At 58.7% G+C, this 18946-nt stretch carries 16 protein-coding genes; 8 read left to right on the plus strand and 8 right to left on the minus strand.

Annotated features, from left to right (window positions below):
* The first annotated feature begins 140 nt into the window (after positions 1–140).
* Together ACX3YF_RS20030 and ACX3YF_RS20035 are read left to right on the plus strand one after the other, a co-directional pair.
* The gene (locus ACX3YF_RS20030) at positions 141–404 is read left to right on the plus strand and encodes a DUF2790 domain-containing protein (RefSeq protein ID WP_458974143.1); all 264 of its coding nucleotides are present in this window, start codon (positions 141–143) and stop codon (positions 402–404) included.
* 90 nt (positions 405–494) lie between these two features.
* Complete coding sequence (locus tag ACX3YF_RS20035) at positions 495–1712, plus strand: cytochrome c biogenesis protein DipZ (RefSeq protein WP_458974144.1); 1218 nt, start codon at positions 495–497, stop codon at positions 1710–1712.
* Positions 1713–1776: 64 nt separating this feature from the next.
* Here ACX3YF_RS20035 and ACX3YF_RS20040 read toward each other — a convergent pair whose 3' ends face one another.
* Positions 1777–2763: an AraC family transcriptional regulator gene (locus tag ACX3YF_RS20040; RefSeq protein WP_130210001.1), complete on the minus strand. Its 987-nt coding sequence runs from the start codon at positions 2761–2763 to the stop codon at positions 1777–1779.
* Between the two features lie 186 nt (positions 2764–2949).
* On the opposite strand from ACX3YF_RS20040, the gene ACX3YF_RS20045 reads away from it, so the two are divergent.
* Both ACX3YF_RS20045 and ACX3YF_RS20050 read left to right on the plus strand, forming a co-directional pair.
* A complete protein-coding gene (locus tag ACX3YF_RS20045) occupies positions 2950–3219 on the plus strand; it encodes a DUF4242 domain-containing protein (RefSeq protein WP_196585356.1) in 270 nt (89 codons plus the stop codon).
* A 37-nt stretch (positions 3220–3256) separates the two neighbouring features.
* Positions 3257–4075: a class I SAM-dependent methyltransferase gene (locus ACX3YF_RS20050; protein WP_196585355.1), complete on the plus strand. Its 819-nt coding sequence runs from the start codon at positions 3257–3259 to the stop codon at positions 4073–4075.
* Between the two features lie 68 nt (positions 4076–4143).
* Here the strand turns inward: ACX3YF_RS20050 and ACX3YF_RS20055 are convergent, their stop codons facing one another.
* Both ACX3YF_RS20055 and pcsA read right to left on the minus strand, forming a co-directional pair.
* Positions 4144–4530 carry a DUF488 domain-containing protein gene (locus ACX3YF_RS20055; protein ID WP_458974145.1) on the minus strand — a complete coding sequence of 129 codons (387 nt, stop codon included), beginning with the start codon at positions 4528–4530 and terminating at the stop codon, positions 4144–4146.
* A 4-nt stretch (positions 4531–4534) separates the two neighbouring features.
* Positions 4535–5257 carry a phosphatidylcholine synthase gene (gene pcsA, locus ACX3YF_RS20060; RefSeq protein WP_130210009.1) on the minus strand — a complete coding sequence of 241 codons (723 nt, stop codon included), beginning with the start codon at positions 5255–5257 and terminating at the stop codon, positions 4535–4537.
* Positions 5258–5519: 262 nt separating this feature from the next.
* On the opposite strand from pcsA, the gene ACX3YF_RS20065 reads away from it, so the two are divergent.
* The gene (locus ACX3YF_RS20065) at positions 5520–6257 is read left to right on the plus strand and encodes a tellurite resistance TerB family protein (protein WP_448646976.1); all 738 of its coding nucleotides are present in this window, start codon (positions 5520–5522) and stop codon (positions 6255–6257) included.
* Between the two features lie 443 nt (positions 6258–6700).
* Here ACX3YF_RS20065 and ACX3YF_RS20070 read toward each other — a convergent pair whose 3' ends face one another.
* Positions 6701–7159, minus strand: a complete 459-nt coding sequence (locus ACX3YF_RS20070) for a cupin domain-containing protein (RefSeq protein WP_130210013.1) — start codon at positions 7157–7159, stop codon at positions 6701–6703.
* Positions 7160–7568: 409 nt separating this feature from the next.
* On the opposite strand from ACX3YF_RS20070, the gene ACX3YF_RS20075 reads away from it, so the two are divergent.
* A complete protein-coding gene (locus ACX3YF_RS20075) occupies positions 7569–8438 on the plus strand; it encodes an ADP-polyphosphate phosphotransferase (protein ID WP_130210015.1) in 870 nt (289 codons plus the stop codon).
* Between the two features lie 312 nt (positions 8439–8750).
* Here the strand turns inward: ACX3YF_RS20075 and ACX3YF_RS20080 are convergent, their stop codons facing one another.
* Positions 8751–9263, minus strand: a complete 513-nt coding sequence (locus tag ACX3YF_RS20080; protein ID WP_130210017.1) for a hypothetical protein — start codon at positions 9261–9263, stop codon at positions 8751–8753.
* Between the two features lie 765 nt (positions 9264–10028).
* Here ACX3YF_RS20080 and ACX3YF_RS20085 point away from each other — a divergent pair.
* Positions 10029–12761, plus strand: coding sequence for a cation-transporting P-type ATPase (locus ACX3YF_RS20085; RefSeq protein WP_458974146.1), 2733 nt, complete (start codon positions 10029–10031; stop codon positions 12759–12761).
* A gap of 319 nt (positions 12762–13080) precedes the next feature.
* On the opposite strand, the gene ACX3YF_RS20090 is transcribed toward ACX3YF_RS20085, so the two are convergent.
* Entirely contained in the window at positions 13081–13905 is an 825-nt protein-coding gene (locus ACX3YF_RS20090; RefSeq protein WP_458974147.1) for a sulfurtransferase, read from the minus strand.
* A gap of 381 nt (positions 13906–14286) precedes the next feature.
* Here ACX3YF_RS20090 and ligD point away from each other — a divergent pair, with 381 nt between their 5' ends.
* Entirely contained in the window at positions 14287–16887 is a 2601-nt protein-coding gene (gene ligD, locus ACX3YF_RS20095) for a DNA ligase D (protein WP_458974148.1), read from the plus strand.
* Here ligD and ACX3YF_RS20100 read toward each other — a convergent pair whose 3' ends face one another.
* Both ACX3YF_RS20100 and ACX3YF_RS20105 read right to left on the minus strand, forming a co-directional pair.
* Positions 16888–17577, minus strand: coding sequence for a DUF3313 domain-containing protein (locus tag ACX3YF_RS20100; RefSeq protein ID WP_204149851.1), 690 nt, complete (start codon positions 17575–17577; stop codon positions 16888–16890).
* A gap of 47 nt (positions 17578–17624) precedes the next feature.
* Positions 17625–18893: an OmpP1/FadL family transporter gene (locus tag ACX3YF_RS20105; protein ID WP_458974149.1), complete on the minus strand. Its 1269-nt coding sequence runs from the start codon at positions 18891–18893 to the stop codon at positions 17625–17627.
* Positions 18894–18946 lie beyond the last annotated feature (53 nt).

Here is an 18946-nt window from a genome sequence, read left to right on the forward strand (position 1 = left end):
TTTGATACTTGCCGATTTACCCGCGCCTGTTCCCGACACATACGGGATACCTCAGGGGCTTCTAATAGGTTCCATCGAGGCACACCCAACCGCCTCTAGCCAACAAACGACCTATCCGTTGAAACCTTGAGGAAAACGCCATGAACACCAAAGCCGTCTTTGCCGCGTGCCTGTTTGCCGCCCTGAACATCTGCACCTTGTCGGCCCGCGCCGAAGCGGATACGAGCCCTGAAACCTACACCTACGGCACGCAACTGGACATCAAGAAAGTGGTGTCGTCGAAACAGGACGCCACGCCTTCCTGCGGGGTTGTGGATGCACAACTGACCTACCTGGACTCCCAGAGCAAAACCCGGGTCCTGGACTATCGCAAGATTTCCGACAGCTGCAACTCGGACAACTGAGTCCTTCGATCAGCCATTCCCTACAGGAGCTGGCAAGCCAGCTCAGGGGTGCGTGTGTGCATTGCCATCCTCTTTTTTCAAGGTGACTCCATGTTCCTCATCGCTTTCCTGGGCGGCCTATTGACCGTCCTCAGCCCCTGCATCCTGCCGGTCGTGCCGTTCCTGTTCGCCGGCGCCCATCGCACGCGCTCATCGATCCTGCTGACCCTGGGCGGCATGGTGCTGACGTTCGCCCTGATTTCCAGCCTGGCGGTGGTCAGCAGTGAATGGGTGATCAAGGCCAGCAGCACCGGGCGTCAAGTGGCCCTGATCGTGATGGTGCTGTTCGCCCTGTCGCTGATTTCCGCACGGGTTGGCGATTGGCTGGCACGGCCTTTCGTTCTGCTGGGTAACCGTATCGACCCGAACAGCCGCAAAATGTCCGGCCCGTTGAGTTCGATCATGATCGGTGTCGCCACCGGCCTGCTATGGGCGCCGTGCGCCGGGCCGATCCTCGGGGTGATCCTCACCAGCGCCATGCTGCAAGGCGCGAATGCCGGGACCAGCCTGTTGCTGGTGGCCTATGGCACTGGCAGTGCGTTGTCCCTCGGCACCCTGATCTTCGCCGGTCGCGGTCTGGTCAATCGTCTTAAACCCTCGATTCCCGTAACCGGTTGGTTGCGTCGTGGCGCTGGGGTGGCGGTGCTGGCCGGTGCCGTGATGATCTCCACTGGAGCCGATGACGTTCTTTTGGCCAATACCTCCTCGGAAGGGGTCAGCAGCGTCGAAAAAGGCTTGCTGGAAACCGTGCCGAAAGTCGTCGACTACCTCGTCAGCAAGGTCAAGGCCGATTCGTCCATGGACGATGCCAAAGGCGCCATGCCGTCGCTGTCCGGTGCCGTGGCATGGATCAACTCGCCAGCGCTGAGCAACGAGTCGCTCAAAGGCAAAGTGGTGCTGGTGGATTTCTGGACCTTCGACTGCATCAACTGCAAGCACACCCTGCCGTACGTGAAGGACTGGGCGAAGAAATACGGGAAGGACGGCCTGGTGGTGATTGGCGTGCATACCCCTGAGTACGGGTTCGAACGCATCATCGACAACGTCGGGGACAAGGTGAAGGAATACGGCATCACCTACCCGGTGGCGATCGACAACAACTACGCGATCTGGCGCAACTTCGACAACCAGTATTGGCCGGCGCACTACCTGATCGATGCCAAGGGGCAGGTGCGGTACACACACTTTGGTGAGGGGAGCTATGAGACCCAGGAGAAGATGATCCAGCAGTTGTTGGAGGAGGCGAAAGCCGCCGTTCCGTCCGCTTGAAATCGGTGGATCGCAGCCTGCCGCAGCTTCGGGGAAGCGCGCAGGCTGTGGCCTTCTTGCCCTATCAAGGGCTCACAGCACGGTGAGCCGTCACTCTTTTCTCCTGACTGCGCCGCCACGCCGCTGGCGGCGATCCGAACTCTCGCCTGAATGCCCGACTGAACGCCGTATCCGTCTGGTACCCCACTTCTTCGGCAATCCGCAGCAGCGAACTGTTACTGCTGCGCAACAGATTGGCGGCCAGCAACATGCGCCATTGCGTCAGGTACTGCATCGGCGAAATCCCGACCAGTTGCTGGAAGCGTTCGGCGAGTACCGATCTGGAGGTGCCGGCGGTCCGAGCCAGCTCTTCCAGGGTCCAGCAGTGACAGGGCTTGTCGTGCAGGGCGTTGAGGGCGGCGCCGACGATCCGGTCGCTCACGCCGGCCAGCCAACCGGTTCGGCCCTTGCCCTGTTCGTGCATGTACAGACGCAGTACCTCGATGAACAAAACTTCGGCCAGCTTCGCCAGCACACCTTCGCCGCCCGGCCTGGGGGAGCGGGCTTCGGTCAGGGCGTAACGCACCGAAGATTCCAGCCAGATACCGGCCGCCGAGCCGCGTACATTGACTCGCACCACGGGCGCCAACCCCGTCAGCAACATCCTCGCCAACCGCGTGTCGCACGCCAGATAGCCGCACACCAGGCGCGTGGTCGCGCCGCCACCGCCATAGCTCAACTGCCGGGGCCGGCGCGACAAGACCGCATCCAGACGCGCGCCGCTGGCCGGAATCAGGCCTGGTGCGGAGCACATGCGATGGGCGTCACCTTGCGGGAACACGACGACATCGCCAGCCGTCAGCAGCAGCGGCGGGTCATTGCCCAGTTCGACGTAACACTCGCCTTCGGTGATCAAGTGAAAGATCACCACCCGTTCGGCGTTTGGCTCCAGGAACGGCGCGGCGCTGTCGGCGCTCGGTGACTGGTAGCACCAGGGCGCGGTGAACCGGGCGTTGATGAAAATCGCGCCGACCAGGCGCACGACACGCAGGGTCTGTGACAGGGCATCCATGAGGGTTTTCCCATGCCGATCGTGGGTCAGAAGCTGATTGTGAGCCTGTCTCGGCCCAGCATGAAACCTCCGGACGATCGGACAGTCTTGGCCGACGATCGGGCAGGACGCCGCCTTTGCCCGGCGCGATAGTGGTCATGCAGGGCCCGCCGGCCCTGTCATCCATAACAAGAATGAGAGGTTGCCATGCCTAAGTTCGTCATAGAACGCGAGATTCAAGGCGCTGGGACACTGTCACAAAGGGATTTGAAAGCCGCTTCGCAAAAGTCCTGCCGGGCGTTGCGCGAGTTGCCGGAGGTGCAGTGGCTCCAGAGCTATGTCACCGGTGACAAGCTCTATTGCGTGTACATCTCGCCGAGCGAAGAGCTGATCAGGGAGCATGCCAGGCTGAGCGGTTTCCCGGCCAATCGCATCTCTGAAATCGCCCACATCATCGATCCCACCACGGCGGAATAAGCCGGGTTGCGTTCCAAACCGCAACGGAGCGGAATTCATGAGTACACCCATTGATCTTGTTGCCCTGAAAAACCGTCAAATGGCTGCCTGGGCCAGTGGCGACTACGCCGTGATCGGCACTACCCTGCAAATCGTCGGCGAACAACTGGCCGAAGCCTGTGACCTGCTGTGCGATGAGCGAGTGCTCGATGTGGCCGCCGGCAACGGTAATGCCACGCTGGCGGCGGCGCGTCGAGGCTGCATTGTCCGCTCGACGGACTATGTCGCCGCATTGCTTGAACGCGGTGAGGACCGGGTCAGGGCAGAGCGCCTGAATGGCAATGTCGTGTTTCAGGTGGCGGATGCCGAAGCGTTGCCCTTTGAAGACGCCAGTTTTGACGCGGTGCTTTCGACCTTTGGCGTGATGTTTGCGCCGGACCAGCCCAAGGCTGCCGCGGAACTGGCGCGGGTCTGTCGGCCGGGAGGCCGGATCGGCCTCGCCAACTGGACACCGGAAGGCTTCGTCGGCCAGATGTTCAAAACGCTGGGTAAACACCTGCCTCCACCGCCCGGCGCGTTGCCGCCGTCGCAGTGGGGCACCGAAGCCTGGCTGCGCGCGCACTTCGACGAGCGCGACTTCCTTGTCCAGGTCACGCGCCGGATCTTCAACTTCCGCTATCGCTCGGCGGCGCATTTCATCGACACCTTCCGGGCGTGGTATGGGCCGATGCACAAGGCCTTTGCCGCGCTGCCACCCGACGGCGCCCAGGCCCTGGAGCATGACCTGATCGAACTGATCAACCGGTCGAACCGGGCCGGGGAAAAGTCGCTGGTGGTGCCGGGTGAGTATCTGGAGGTGGTGATCAGCAGGCGTTAAGTCGAAAGCGCATCACCCTGTGGGAGCAAGCTCGCTCCCACAGGTGATTCGTGCGGATGTCAGGTGAGTTAAACCACCTCCGCTCCCCGAGCCACCAGCAACTCGCGCAGCACCGAGCGATGACAATGGGCTTCGTCCTCGCAGTAACAGCCGACGGCCAGCGAGGTGTGATGGGACAGGGCGGCCAGCAGATCGAGCAACTGACTGGGCGCCGGATGGTTCATTTCAGCCTTGAACTTGCGTTTGAAGGCGTGCCAGGCCTTCTCGTCCTCGGCAGCCTTGGCTTCGTGCACCAGTTCCTGGCTCGGAGACAGCAACGGTTGCCAGACATCATAGAAATCCCGACTGGCGAACTCGGCCTTGGGTACGCCCCGGGGTGGGCGGCGCACGGTGCCCAGGCGCAGGCCTTCTTCGGGTTGGCGCGGGGAGCCGAGTCGCACGATGTGGATGGGCATGGCGCTACTTGAGCCGTGAGCCGTCGAACCACTCCAGCGCCGTGCGCCACAAGCAGATCCCCAGAAAGTACGCCGACATCAGCAGCCAAAGCCCCATGACCATCGGATTGCTCACCGGATGGTTGATCACCAGCGACAAACTGCACAGCAACCAGATAGCCGTCACGGCGATATTGACCGGCATGAAGCGGCGCACGCGGAACGGGTGCAGGAACTTCATGCGGGTCAGGGTCAGCAGCGCCAGGCCGATCACGGTGAGGAAGGTCACCCACGGCGACGGCGCGATGATGTACAGGCACAGGGCAACCACGTTCCAGGCGGCAGGGAAGCCCTGGAAGTAGTTGTCCTTGCTTTTCATGTTGACGTTGCAGAAGCAGAACAGCGATGACACCAGGATCAGCGACACGGTCAGCAGCAGGGTGTAGTCCGGCAGCGGAATGTAGCGGTAGATGAACAGCGCCGGAATGAAGACATAGGTCAGGTAGTCGATCACCAGGTCGAGGATCGAGCCGTCGAAACTGGGCAGCACCGACTGCACATTGACCTTGCGTGCCAGCGCACCGTCGAGTCCGTCGACGATCAGGGCCACGCCCAGCCACAGCAGGCAACTGGTCGGCTGGTTATCGAGCAGGGCGAGGGTCGCGAGGAAGGCAGTGACGACGCCGGTGGCGGTAAAACCATGGGCACCCCATGCTTTGAGCCTGGCGATGTGTAGTGTCGATATCACGGGGGCGTTCTCCAGAAAGTGAAGCAAGCCAGTCATCACCCTCATCTGGCGGGCGGCGGCAAACCGGGTCGGGTTGCAGGTATCGACCGGGTATCCGGGAATAAGGTTCACCACTCATGAATCTTAGCTGCGTCGTAAAAAAATACTGCGGATAAATCCAAGGCCGCGAGGAGAGGACGTGTCAGCCAAACGGTGGTGGCGCAATCGGGTGCGAGGACTATCGTTGCCTGACTGGATCACTCTCATCGATGAGGACGTCGTCATGAACACCAGCGATCTGCTCGAACAATTATTGCGGGCCGGCCAGGGCTCGATGTCGCAACGGGGCGCGGGTGGGGCGTCGGCTCAAGGTGGGCTCGGTGACCTCGGCGGGTTGCTCGGCGGCCTGCTGGGGGGCGGTGGCGGCGCTGCCGGTGCTGGCAGCGGTGGCCTGGGTGGCTTGGGTGGTTTGCTGGGCGGCCTGCTCGGCGGTGGTTCGCCAATGGGCGGTGCGACCCCCTCGCGTTCCGGTGGCGGCACCAACTATGCCGCCCTCGCTTCCCTGGGAATGATGGCATTTCAGGCTTATCAAGCCTGGCAACGCAGCCAGGCCGCCGCGCCGCAACAGGCACCCCGCACCGTGGACCTGTTGGCCGGCCCGGAAGTCGAGGCGCACAGTCACGCCATTCTTCGAGCATTAATCGCGGCAGCCAAGGCTGACGGTCGGATCGACGATGCCGAAAAACAGATGATCAGCACTGAAATCGGCCGTCACACCGACGACCCGCAACTGCAGCAGTGGCTTGATGCCGAAGTCGCCAAACCGCTCAATGCCAGTGAAGTGGCCCAGTCGGCCACCGACCCCGGCATGGCCGCGGAAATGTACCTGGCCAGCGTGATGCTGGTCGACGATCAGCAGGACGCCGAGCGCAATTATCTGGATGAGTTGGCGGCCGCCCTGAACATCGCCCCGGATTTGCAGGTGCATCTGGAACAGCAGGCCAAGGGCGGGGCGGCCTGAAGATCAGGTTATTGGCCGGGACGCCATCGTCGGAACGCCGCCCGGAGCAGGCTCGCTGCCACAGTTTGATCTGCGGTGAACACGGAACCGTGGCCGCCCCAAAATCCCTGTGGGAGCGGGCCTGCCCGCGATGACGGCGGTACATTCAGAAATGATGTCGGCTGCCAGACGCCATCGTCGGAACGCCGCCCGGAGCAGGCTCGCTGCCACAGTTTGATCTGCGGTGAACACGGAACCGTGGCCGCCCCAAAATCCCTGTGGGAGCGGGCCTGCCCGCGATGACGGCGGTACATTCAGAAATGATGTCGGCTGTCAGGACGCCATCGTCGGAACGCCGCCCGGAGCAGGCTCGCTGCCACAGTTTGATCTGCGGTGAACACGGAACCGTGGCCGCCCCAAAATCCCTGTGGGAGCGGGCTTGCCCGCGAAGAACGATAACGCGGTCAGCCTGCTGAAGTGGCATCCGGCTTGGGCAGCAGAAAGGTAACGTCATAGCGCTTGGCGATTTCAAAGATCCGTGGCAGGTCGTCGGGCACCTTGAAGCGGTCCATCGCGGCAAAGAACTGTCCGCCTCGCGGGTCGGACACCACGCCGATCATTCTCGCGGTAGGGCTGATGTTCTTGTACGCATGGACCGAGCCGCCGGGGATGTGCACATAGCCTCCGGCCGAGATGGTCGTGGCCTTGCCCTCCACCGTCACCTCAACCTGGCCATCGATGACCAGGAACGCTTCATCCCACGGATGAAAGTGCGGGGGCGGTCCGCCACCTTGCACACCCTCCTGGATATGCACCTCAAAGGGTTTACTCAGGTCGCCGCCAGCGAGAATGGTGATCGTCTCGCCAACGACATTGACCGGCGCAGGTACATTTCCGGCGTCGATGACGTGAACCGTGCGCATGATTGCTCTCCCAGAGTGAGTCAACACCGGTTGAGTATAAGCACTGGAGCGCACCCCCCGCCTGGCCGCACGGGCCGTCTGTCCGGGCGTTTTCAATGCCGATGGGATTTTCCTCTACTTCGCCATTTTCTCAGTCGTGTCTGCTCGAGAGCGCAGCTGGTTTTAGCCTAGCCTAGACCTTCATGTCAGCTTTAATAGCGGACGCCATTGCGGGAACAGTCCTGATGTTCGTAGGAATTAAGGGGCTCGCTCCTTTGCCTGGATGGCAGATGCTCGCAATATTCGGTTATGCGCTGTTCTCCTGTTTAATTCTGAACGACACTTTGAAGGTTGCGATGATCAGATGGCGAGTTCCCAATGCAGCTTCAAGGCAACCAGTAATCGTGCCGGCGGCACCGAAAGGCGGAATATGAAAATCAATTCAGAGGATTTTAAAGTTCGGGAAGGCGACGCGGTCAATCTCCGTAAGTGGCCGACTAAGGTGGAACCCTTCTACAAATCAAAACAGCAATATCGCAAGCTTTTGAGAGCGCATGTTGCGCAATTGAGCGCGCAGCAACAGCTTCTTTACGCGTCCAATCGTTATGCCGTTCTGCTGATTTTCCAGGCGATGGATGCGGCGGGAAAAGATGGTGCCATCAAGCATGTGATGTCGGGGGTTAATCCGCAAGGTTGCCAAGTATTCAGCTTCAAGCATCCCAGCGCGGCTGAATTGGAGCACGACTTTCTCTGGCGAACTACACGTGATTTACCGGAGCGCGGGCGGATTGGCATATTCAACCGATCGTATTATGAGGAGGTATTGATAGCCCGTGTCCATCCTGAGATTCTCCGAAGCGAGGGGCTCCCGGATGCTCTTGAAAACAAGAGTACAGTCTGGCGCGACCGATATCGTTCGATCTCCAATTTGGAGCGACACCTCTCAGGCAACGGAACCCGAGTTGTAAAATTCTTTCTTCATCTCTCGAAAGAAGAGCAACGAAAACGCTTCCTTGATCGCATCGATAAGCCGGAAAAAAACTGGAAATTTAGTGCTGCCGACATCGAGGAGCGCACGTATTGGAAAGACTACATGCAGGCGTACGAAAAATGTCTTAGTGCAACGAGTACGACCGAGACACCTTGGTATATTGTGCCTGCCGATGACAAGAAAAATGCCCGACTAATCGTCTCTCAGATTTTTTCAGATGTGCTGGATGGACTGAAAATGTCATATCCAAAGACCAGTGAGGAGCGCCATCGCGAACTGTTGAGTATCCGCAAACAGCTCCTGAAATAATATTTAGCCCGCTCGAACTGGCTCTTCGCAGGAGTAAACAAGCGGATGCGATCATGAGTTTTATATCGTTGGCACGGTCAAGGCGGCATAACCCGTATACGTACCTAGCAGCATTGCGTTTTGTCGAGCGGGTTTGAGAAGCAAAGCGTCCAGCTTGGTGGGGCAGTAGATCTGTATGGACATCGTACTTAGCCCTACAAGCGGATGGCCATTACCGTGCCAGCCGCATGCCATAGGTGAAAGGGCAAAGTTTAATAATGCGTCCCGAGTTAAACGGAGAATACACTCCGCAATCAAAACAGCTAACAAACTTTACTTTCCAGGCTTGGCTGGTTGCTGCCCCTGCATATAGTTTTGGTGCCACATCATGTGATTCATCATCATCTGCTGCATACCCGTGTACCGGTCCATCATGTACTGGCGTTGACTCTTTTGCTCCGGGGGCAAGTTCGAGTAGTCCTGCCACCCCATCATGTGGCCACCACGCATCATGTGTCCATTTCCCATCATGGCTCCACCACCGCAGCACCCCATCATTCCCGGCCCCCACATACCGTTCATCATGCTCATTCCACTTTGCATCGTATTCCAATGCTCCTGAAGGAGCTTCTGCCGTTGTTGGGGATCTTGGGTCTGCTGAATTTTCTCCATTTGTGCCTGCATCTTCTGGAAGGTTTCTTGCGCCTGAGCCATCTGCTTATCGAACTCGGCAATATTCGGCGTTTGTTGCTGCGTCTGGGTCACTTGAGATTGCTCGGCTGCTAACGCCCAAGTGGGGGAAAGCGAAGCAGCGAGGATGAGCACCGCCAATTTTGAGTTTTTCATTTCGAGCTGCCTTTGTGGGGGGAGGGGCGAGCTGAATCTGATAAGTCAACCGATTGCGGTGTTTGGGTTCAACCGCACTCGCCCCAAATTATAGACTCCAGAATGACGACCACCTGCTAGCACTCAATGATTAGCAGATCTGCCCAAAACGACCTTGTCTTATGGCATTGCCAAGGTGCTCCTTCCAAGTCCTCTGTTGGTGCCGGACACTCTCTATTTTTCGAGGGTTGATTGACGTGCCGCTCATATCTGATACCGACCTCATCAATTCAACGGTGGGCTAGCGCCAGCTCGGGCCGAAGGAAAACTTAACGTCGTGTCCGGGATTAGTTGACCACTACAATTAAGTTAGTCGTAGCGAAGGGGGGGTGTAGGCGGACTTTATGACTTGTTTTGGTCGCAACGGACTCATTTCATGATTTTTCGCTATTAGCCATTTTTTTTAAAAAGCAGCTAGCTGTATTGTCTCCAGCAATATCTTCATTGGGTGGTGTGGCGGTTTTTCCCGCTGATTGATCACCCATCAATAGGAATTAAACACTATAACCAGTTTGTCAACAGAACGCTCCATAATGACTTTCACACCAAGGCTCTGCGTTTTCCAACAAAAAGGGCCCCTGCAAGTGGAAAACAGAGTTTGGCGCAGACGTTGTCGAGTGCTCGGTTTGATAACAAGGGAACGATTTTTCAGCGTTCAGATACACCCACCCCGCTCATGGGCACCTCGGCTCCCAGTTGAGTTGTGCGCACAGGAGATAATCATTGATGAAGCAGGTGGTCGACGCAGCAGATGAGCAAACATCAATCTTCCCGCATTCCGAGGCCTGGTACTCCCTGCCTGTAGATCAGGTAACGAACCTGCTTGAGGTCAACGAGCATGTCGGGCTGCAGGCAGCCCAAGTACAAGCCCGTCTTGACCGTACTGGTTTCAACCGTCTGCCAGAGGCAGCACGTCGACCTGCGTGGCTGCGATTCTTGCTGCAATTTCACAACATTCTGATTTATGTGCTTCTGGGTTCCGCTGTGATTACCGCGATGCTGGAACATCTGTGGGATACGGTGGTGATTCTGGCGGTGGTGATTGCAAATGCAATCATTGGTTATGTCCAGGAAGGCAAAGCGGAAAAAGCCATGGATGCGATTCGACAAATGCTGGCACCACGAGCCGCAGTCATTCGTGCTGGCGAACGCTCGAACATTGCAGGCGAGCAGTTGGTACCGGGCGATATCGTATTGCTGGAGTCCGGCGACAAAGTGCCTGCTGATCTACGCCTGCTGCACGCGAACAGACTTCAGATTCAAGAAGCCATTCTTACCGGCGAATCCATACCCGTAGAAAAAAATACCAGGCCTGTGGGCCTTGAAGCGCCCTTGGGTGATCGTGCTTGCATGGCATTTAGCGGCACACTCGTGACATGCGGACAAGCAACAGGAGTTGTAGTGGCTACCGCCACAGCGGCCGAGATCGGACGCATCAGCACTTTACTTGCAGAAGTAGAAACGTTGACTACCCCGCTGGTTCAGCAAATGAACGTATTTGCGCGCTGGCTGACGATCTTGATCCTGTTAGTCAGCGGCCTGTTGCTCGTGTTCAGTCACTATGTCGGGCATTACGAGTTCACCGAGATCTTCATGGTCGTGGTGGGGATGTCGGTAGCAGCGATACCTGAAGGGCTGCCCGCCGTCCTTACCATTACGCTGGCTGTCGGCGTCAGGGCGATGGCACACCGCAATGCCATTGTGCGTCGCCTGCCGGCCATCGAAACGCTGGGCTCGGTATCCGTTATCTGCACTGACAAGACTGGCACACTCACACGTAACGAAATGATGGTGGCATCGGTCGTCACGCAAGACCTCATCTACACGGTCGACGGCGCAGGTTATCAGCCAGCGGGAAGCATCAGTCTTGCGGATCGGCCGGTCGACCTATCGTCTCATCCAGCGTTGGCGGAATTGGGGCGAGCAGCCTGCCTGTGCAACGACGCTGTGCTGCGTCAGCATGAAGACTTATGGAAGGTCGAGGGTGACCCGATGGAAGGTGCGTTGCTGGCATTTTCCGGAAAAACCGGAATCGTCAGCGATGAAGTTCATCAGGCCTGGCCCCGCACCGATGCCATTCCGTTTGATGCGAAGCACCGATTTATGGCGACCCTGCATCACAACCATGCCCGACACGCCTCTATCTATGTGAAAGGCGCGCCAGAGCAGATACTGGCCATGTGCACAAAGCAGTTCGTAAACGCTGGCGGGACTGAACCGCTCAACGCGAACTACTGGCACGAACAGGCAAACACCATTGCTGCCAAGGGGCAGCGTGTGCTGGCATTTGCAATGAGATCAGTCCCCCCCGAGCAAACCGTGTTGGAGTTTGAGGATGTGCAAGGAGGGTTGACGCTGCTGGGGATGGTTGGGCTGATTGATCCGCCCCGACCAGAGACGATCAGGGCCGTTCAGCAATGCCAGGCGGCGGGCATTGTCGTAAAAATGATCACTGGCGATCATGGTGGCACCGCTACTGCCATCGGTCGCCAGATTGGCCTGCAAAATCCCGACAGGGTGCTGACTGGCGTAGACCTCGACGCCATGAGCGATACCGACCTCAAAGAGGCGGTAAAAGACGTCAATATTTTTGCGCGTACCAGCCCTGAACATAAGCTCAGGCTGGTCATGCTGTTGCAATCGAATGGCATGACAGTGGCAATGACCGGCGATGGCGTTAACGACGCACCAGCGCTGAAGCGCGCCGATGCCGGCATCGCCATGGGTGGAAAAGGCAGTGAAGCCGCCAAGGAAGCCGCAGACCTGGTGCTGGCAGATGACAACTTCGCGTCCATCGTGGCTGCGGTGCGCGAAGGGAGGACAGTCTACGACAACATCAAGAAGGTGCTGAGCTGGACCCTCCCCACCAACGCTGGCGAGACCATGACCATCATCGTCGCGTTGCTACTCGGCATTACACTGCCGGTGACGCCGATACAGATTCTGTGGATCAACCTGATTACCGCCGTGACACTCGGCATCGCGCTCGCATTCGAGCCTACCGAAGAAAGCACCATGCGCAGACCACCCCGTTCACGTACACAGCCACTTATAAGCGGTGCTTTGGTCTGGCATATGATGCTTGTTTCTATTTTATTTCTCTGTGGTGTTTACAGTATTTTTTCGTATGCGCTCGACCGTGACTACTCAATTGAATTGGCCCGCACGATTGCGGTCAACACGCTGGTGGTGATGGAAATATTTCATCTGTTCTTCATTCGCAATCTCTACAGCACGTCGCTTACCTGGAAGGGCATTCGTGGCACCAAGGTCATCTGGATGACCGTTGCAGTGGTGACCGTCGCTCAATTTTCCATCACTTATGCGCCACCGCTGCAAAGGGTTTTTGCAACTGAAGCGATCCCTTTCTTTGATGGCGTACTGATCATCGGGATTGGCGTTACGTTCTTTGCGATCATCGAGATTGAAAAACAGATTCGAATCCGCTTGGCTCAATAGTGCTTACCGGGAGTAGCAATATCCTGAAGTGATGTCCACATGCTGATCGTGGACTGTTGGTATGGAATTCGCTCCAAGTGGCATTTGTACGAAAAGATCCATTTTTAGCTGGTGTATCGCTGGCCGCCATGTGCTGGGTAAACCCGGCGCAGTAGATGAGTGTTGGAACGAAGATCAGCCCGCCGCTCACACTCCGGCCGCGATGCCGCTGACGGTTCAGATCATTACGAGCAGCAGTCCTGCAGTGTTTCGCGCAGGGCAACCAGCCTCGCTGGCTGCAAGTGTTTCTAATAGGGAAGGCCTTCTTCAATGGGTAACGTCAAATCTCGGGACCATTCGTTCCAGGAGCCCAGGTAGAGGCGAACGTTCCTGATTCCGGCTTCTTCCAATGCCACAAAGGTATTGGAAGCCCGCCTTTGAAGCAAAAAACGACCACAGGCGTATCGGGGCCGATTCCGACCGTAGCGCACTCCGCGAGAATCTCGCTGGGTGACTTGAACATCGGTCCCTGAGCGGTCGGCTTCATCATCCGGTACCACTCCAGCCAGACGGAGCCAGGGATGCGGCCCTTGCGCGGGCAGAAATCTTTTCCATAGGGCGATGAGCTTTCGCCAATCCATTCATCAACGTCACGTACGTCGAGCTTTACTATGTTGGGGGTGGCAACTATCCGCTTCATTTCGTCCAGGTTGACGAAGAGGCTGCGCTCCCCATTGGTAGAAGGAAACGTGGCAGGGGCAGGCACGGAAGCTTCACTGGTGCTGGGAAGGCCTGCGTTGCGCCAGGCGCTGTAGCCGCCATGCAGAATCTTGATCTTGTCGCGAGGGTAACCGAGATAGCGGAGTAGCACATAACCTCTGCAGGACTGCCCAAAGCCGGTAGTCATGGACTGCTCATATACGAGCGCCACCTCCCTGCCAGACAAGCCTGCCTTCGCAAACGCCTGGATGAATACATCGTTCAATGCAGTCAGCCCCTCGGGCGTGGTGGTGGCCAGGTAGGTGAATATCTCATGGATATTTACCGCGCCCGGCAGGTGGGCCTCGGCGTAACTCGCAGCATCTCGGGTGTCGATGAGCACGACGGGCTCACGCGTGATCAATTCGTCCAGTTCGGAGGGCGAAACGAGAACTCTCTTGTGCATGAGGAATCTCCAATTGAAGAGTCAGGCGATCCCAGCCTTGGTTAATTACCCCCCCCAAAAAAAACACGCTTTCTCTGGAAAGCACTACTTGAGCATTTTTAATTTAATGAAGGCGGTAAAGTGCTCGTTGATGTAAATCAACTCTTTGAGTGGAACCGGTGGCTCGTCCATAAACGGGTTCGGGATCTGCTGCGATGATGTGCATCGGCTCCATCTGGCTCGCCACTGAACCGATGGATATCCATGCCGATGAATTACCCGTGCAGATGCTCACTCCGTGCTCAAAGAAAAACGCGGCTTATCGGTTGAACCTTCCCATGCATCGCAGGAGTCTCAAGACAACAGAAGGTCAATCTTGTCTTCACTCACGTGGAGGGCACCGTGGAAAAGCCACTCGAAAAGTACAACAACATGCGGGACTTCAAAGAGAGCCCCGAACCCTCGGGTGTCGCCACATCCGCAAAAGGAAAGCGCAAGGGTAAAGCGCACGCACTACAGTTCTGCATCCAGAAGCACGACGCTTCGCACCTGCATTACGACTTCCGCCTGGAACTCGACGGCGTGCTCAAGAGCTGGGCGGTGCCCAAGGGCCCGTCGCTGGACCCCAAGGTCAAGCGCCTGGCGGTTCACGTCGAAGACCATCCCATCGATTACGCCATCTTTGAAGGCAGCATTCCCGAGGGGCATTACGGCGCAGGGGAGGTGATCGTCTGGGACCGCGGCGTGTGGATTCCCCAGGACGATCCGGCCCAGGCTTACGCCAAGGGCCGGCTCAAGTTCGAGCTGCAAGGCGAGAAACTCGCCGGCCTGTGGAACCTGGTGCGCACGCACATGCCGGGCAAGCAGGAGCAATGGTTTCTGATCAAGCATCAGGACGGTGCGGCCAGACCGGAAGCCGACTACGACGTGGTAGCCGCTGAGCCCGACAGCGTGCTCAGCGAACGCAGCATCGTGGCCAAGGCGTCGGGGGCCGGCAAACCCGCCAAGGCCAAAGCGATCAAGAAACCGGTCACCCCGGCACGCAAGGAGAAGTCCGGGCCACTGACCGGCGCGCGCAAAGCCGGGTTGCCGGAGTTGATCAAGCCGGAACTGGCGACGCTGGTGGAGAAGGTCCCGGATGGCCAGTGGCGTTATGAGGTCAAGTTCGACGGTTACCGGATCATGGCCCGCATCGACCACGACGAGGTCAAACTCTTCACGCGCAACGGCCACGACTGGACCCACAAGCTGCCCGGCCAGGCCGAGGCATTGGCCGCCCTGCACCTCGAATCGGCATGGCTCGACGGCGAGATGGTCGTCGTGGACGAGGAGGGCGTACCGGACTTCCAGGCCCTGCAAAATGCCTTCGAGGCCGGTCGCAGCGACCACATTGTCTACTACCTGTTCGACCTGCCGTACCTCAACGGCGTGGACCTGCGCGAAGTGCCAGTGGAAGAACGCCGGGCTGCGCTGGCGACAGTGCTCAAGGCCACTGATCACCCCTTGCTGCGTTTCTCCGACGGCTTTGACGAAGAGCCGCAGGCGTTGCTCAACAGCGCCTGCCAGATGCGCATGGAGGGTTTGATCGGCAAGCGCGTTGGGTCGCCTTACGTGTCCCGGCGCAGCAGCGACTGGATCAAGCTCAAGTGCAAGCATCGGCAGGAATTCGTCATCGTCGGCTTTACTGATCCCAAAGGTTCGCGCAGTGCATTCGGCGCGTTGCTGCTGGGTTTGCATGACCGTGACAGCGGTGAGTTGCGCTACGCCGGCAAGGTCGGCACCGGGTTTACCGAGGCGACCCTCGCCAGCCTCCACGACCAGCTCAAACCCTTGCAGACGAAAAAACCGGCCGTGGTCAATCCACCCGAGGGTGCCGAGTTCAAGACGGTGCACTGGCTCAAACCCCGGCTGCTCGCGGAAGTGGCCTTTGCCGAAATCACCAGAGACGGCTCGGTACGCCATGCCGTGTTCCATGGCTTGCGTGACGACAAGCCTGCCAAAGACATCACCGAGGAGCGAGCGACGACCGTGAAAACTGCCCCTGAGAAAAAAAGCGGCGCTGCCAAAACCACTGCCGCGCCAAAGAACGCCGACCCTGCGCCCTCCCAAATCGGCCTGGACAAGGGCAAGGTCCGTATCACCCACCCGGACCGGATCATCGATGCCAGCAGTGGCACCACCAAGATGCAACTGGCGCAATATTACGCCAGCGTTGCCGAGTGGATTTTGCCCGAGCTCAAGGACCGCCCCGTGGCGCTGGTGCGGGCCCCGGACGGGATTGCCGGCGAATTGTTCTTCCAGAAAAACGCCGAGCACCTGGCCATTCCCGGCATCACCACCCTGGACCCGAAACTCACCGGCCAGCCGATGATGGTCATCAACAACGCCGAAGCGCTGATCGGTGCGGTGCAGATGAGCATGGTGGAACTGCACACCTGGAACGCCACGTCGGACAACCTCGACAAGCCCGACCGCTTCGTCCTCGACCTCGACCCGGACCCGGCATTGCCGTGGAAGCGCATGGTTGAGGCGACCCAACTGACCCTTTCGGTGCTCGATGAACTGGGGCTCAAGGCGTTTCTCAAGACCAGTGGAGGCAAGGGCATTCACCTGGTGGTGCCGCTGACCCGCAAGCTGGGCTGGGATGAGGTCAAGGATTTCAGCCACGCGATTGTCAGCCACATGGCCAAACTGCTGCCGGAGCGGTTTTCCGCCGTGTCGGGGCCGAAGAATCGGGTCGGGCGGATTTTCATCGATTACCTGCGCAACGGTCTGGGTGCGACCACCATCTGCGCCTATGCCGCGCGTACTCGCGAAGGCTTGCCGGTGTCGGTGCCGATCTTTCGTGAAGAGGTCGAGTCGCTCAAGGGCGGCAACCAGTGGAACATTCATAACCTGCATGAACGCCTGGCCGAGGTCGGCAATGAGCCGTGGGCGGATCTGAAGAAAACCAGGCAGTCGATCACCGCCGACATGCGTCGGCGGGTCGGCATGAAGCAGTAATCAGTTTGCTTGAGGTTTGGTGATGAAGACCTGAAGGTCGGAATTCAGCTTGTCGATGGCCGCTTTGAAATCCTTGGCGGTGATCTTCTGGCTATCATTTTCCAGGGTGCTGCCGAACACTTTGCGCACAACCCTGCCCACGGTCTGATTGCTTTTCGCGTCGATAAACTCGGCTTCGATAAACAGGGTGGTGTCCTGGTCCCGGTGGCCGGTCGCGGCGCTGACACCACCGACGACAGCGGCGATAGGAACAATTTCATACCACCTCATGCCTTCGTTTTCGGCATTCACCCCGGTGATCGCCGCGCGCATGATCAACAGTTTCGAGCCCTTGGGGGCCGAGGCCGGCGTGGTCACCACGCGGTATTTCTGACCCAGCGTGCCTTTGGTCTTGGTGGTCATGTAGTTCTGGATATCGGTGAGCGTCTGCTGGTTGACCCGCTCATCGGGCTTGGGCGCCGGATACAGCTCCAGCTTGTTGAACGCTACCGTGTCGTAGGCATTGGGGTTCCACGACGGGCTTATCCAGCGCATCGCCGTACCACCGCTGGGCGTTTCGACTTCTTTCAGGTTGTTGTAGCTGGACAGGTAGCCGGAGTATTGCGTCTTCTCGGTGACTTTCGAGGTGCAACCGCCGAGCAGGAGGCCGGTCAGTGCGACGCCGATGAGCAAGTTTCGGGACAGGTTCATAGTGCTGTGTGCTCCTTGGATAAAGTCGTTTTCTTCGTCAGCAGAAATCAGAAACGCCAGGTCATGTTTCCGGTCACCGCTTGAATCCAGGCGTTGTCGAATTGACCGGAAAGCCGACTGCCCGAGACGGTTTTGGTCTGATCCACCGGCATGTCGCCCAGCCAGACCATCGCCCAACTCACGTTAACGTCGGTGTCCTTGCTAAGAGCATAGGTGGCTCCTGTCGCAATGCGCCAGGATTCGGCCATCGGTACGGTGACCGTGCGATTGCCGTCCGACACGGCACTGCTGTCGTAAGCCACACCGACGTTCCATAACAGCTGTTGGGTGGCCTGGTATTGCGCGCCGAGGGAGAGGTGCCAGGTGTCCTTGAAACCGGCATCGACCGTGGTCGATCGCGCGTTGTTGGCCGTGGTATCGATCTGGGTCGCGATCTGGCCGAACTCCGACCAGTCCTGCCAGTTGACCGATGCCAGCAAGGCCCACTGCCGGTCCAGTTGCTGGAACAGGCTGAGGGTGACGGTCTGCGGCACTGTCATGTCGAGTTGGGTATTGGCGTTGTCCAGCCGTCGCAGTGCCGGGCCGTCGCCCTTGACGTCCAGCTTGTCTTCGAAATTCAGATCGACCTTGCTGGTGTAGGTCAGGCCGAGGCGGGTGCCGGGTTGCGGGGCGTAGATCACCCCGACGTTGGCGCCAAAGCCCCAATCGTTGTCTCTGTACTTGAACTGGCCGTCGCTGCGGTCGGTCAGGCCGAAAGGCGAGCGGTAGATGGCGGTGTCGGCCTTGAGCATGCCGTACATGGCTTTCACGCCGATGCCGACTGACCATTGATCATTGAAGCGGTAGGCCACGCTCGGCACCATCGACACGCCGAGCAGGCTGGCGTTTTGCGCGAAGTAGCGCCCGGACCAGTCGTTGTCGTAATTGACCGCCAGACCGAAGTCGCCGTACTGGCCGAAGCCGACGCTCCAGTGGTCGTCGAGTTGATGGGTGACGAAAAAGCTGCCGCCGGGGATCGGATCGAGGGCATTGCCGCTGCCGCTGCCCGGGACATTGGTGTTGGCGTCGCGATCGAAGCTCAGGTCGCCATAGAGCACTTGCAGGCCGGCGGTGATTTGCGTGCCCGGCAGGTAGCTCATGCCCGCCGGGTTGCTGGCGATCGTCGAGGGCCCCTGGGCCCTGGCGGCGGCACCGGCATTGGCCAGGCCAGTGTTATCGGTACCGATTTCGTAGAGCATGATGCCGCCGGCCCAGGCTTGTTGGCAGCACAGGGCGAGCAGCGTGGCGGCAGGCAGGGCGCAGGTTTTTGTCTGCATACGAATTCCTTATTACGTCGATAAACGTCCGTCAGAGACGCGGGTGGCCAGCC

The organism is Pseudomonas fluorescens group sp. PF-69, assembly GCF_054481235.1.